Below are 862 nucleotides of genomic sequence, written 5' to 3' on the forward strand. Positions count from 1 at the left end.
CATCTGATCGGCCGGGACGCGATCGCGGCCGCCCGGCCGGGGCAGCTGCTGGTCAACGTCGGACGCGGCTCGGGGGTCGACGAGGACGCGGTGGCCGCGGCACTGGACGACGGGCCGCTCGGCGGCTACGGGGCGGACGTCTTCGGATGCGAGGACCGGACCGCACCGGGACACCTCCGCGAGGTGCCGCGGCGGCTGCTCACTCATCCCAGGACGCTGCTGACGCCGCATCTGGGCTCGGCCGTCGATGCGATCCGGCGGGACATGGGGATCGCGGCGGCCCGCCAGGTCGAGCAGGCGCTCAGCGGCCGGGTCCCGGATCACGAGGTCACCGCCGGGCTGCTGCGGGAGTGAGCCCGGCGGTGCCCTCGGCTCCGCGGCCGGGTCTCCTGGTCCGCGCCTCAGCGAACCGTCGCGGGGCCCGGACCGGCGACCCCAGCGCACCCACCACACAGACGAACCGGACCAGCGATCCCTGCGCGGACCGCGCGGGGCCCGGATCGCGACCTCAGCGGACCGCGCCGGGGGCCGGATCACGGCCCCAGCAGACCACACCGGCGAACCGGACCACCGACCCCAGCGAACCGCGCGCGGGCCCGGATCGCGGCCTCAGCGGACCGCGCGAGGGGCCCGGATCGCGGCGATGCCCAGGACGAGCAGGCTGACGGCGAGGGTGATGGCCAGCGCCTTGTCGTAGACGGCGTGGTCGCCGGTCACCGCGGCCTGGAAGCCTCGCGAGGCCCAGTAGCCGGGGCTGAACTTGGCCACGTCGCTCACCCAGTGCGGCAGCACGAACAGCGGGACCAGGCATCCGCTCAGGCAGGTGACGGTCAGCGCCCCGATGTCGGCGACGGCGGCGAGC

Annotated in this window: 1 protein-coding gene and 1 pseudogene; one reads left to right on the top strand and one right to left on the bottom strand. The window is 75.8% G+C overall.

The window, feature by feature from the left end; translation table 11 throughout:
* Positions 1–354 (top strand): NAD(P)-dependent oxidoreductase (locus TN53_RS41190; protein WP_046264011.1); only part of this gene is annotated, 354 nt, incomplete at its 5' end.
* 255 nt (positions 355–609) lie between these two features.
* Here the strand turns inward: TN53_RS41190 and TN53_RS41195 are convergent.
* Positions 610–862, bottom strand: a pseudogene (locus tag TN53_RS41195) (ABC transporter permease); the annotation flags it as partial.

Origin of the sequence: Streptomyces sp. WM6386 (assembly GCF_000972385.1) — a bacterium.
Classification (GTDB): Bacteria; Actinomycetota; Actinomycetes; order Streptomycetales; family Streptomycetaceae; genus Streptomyces.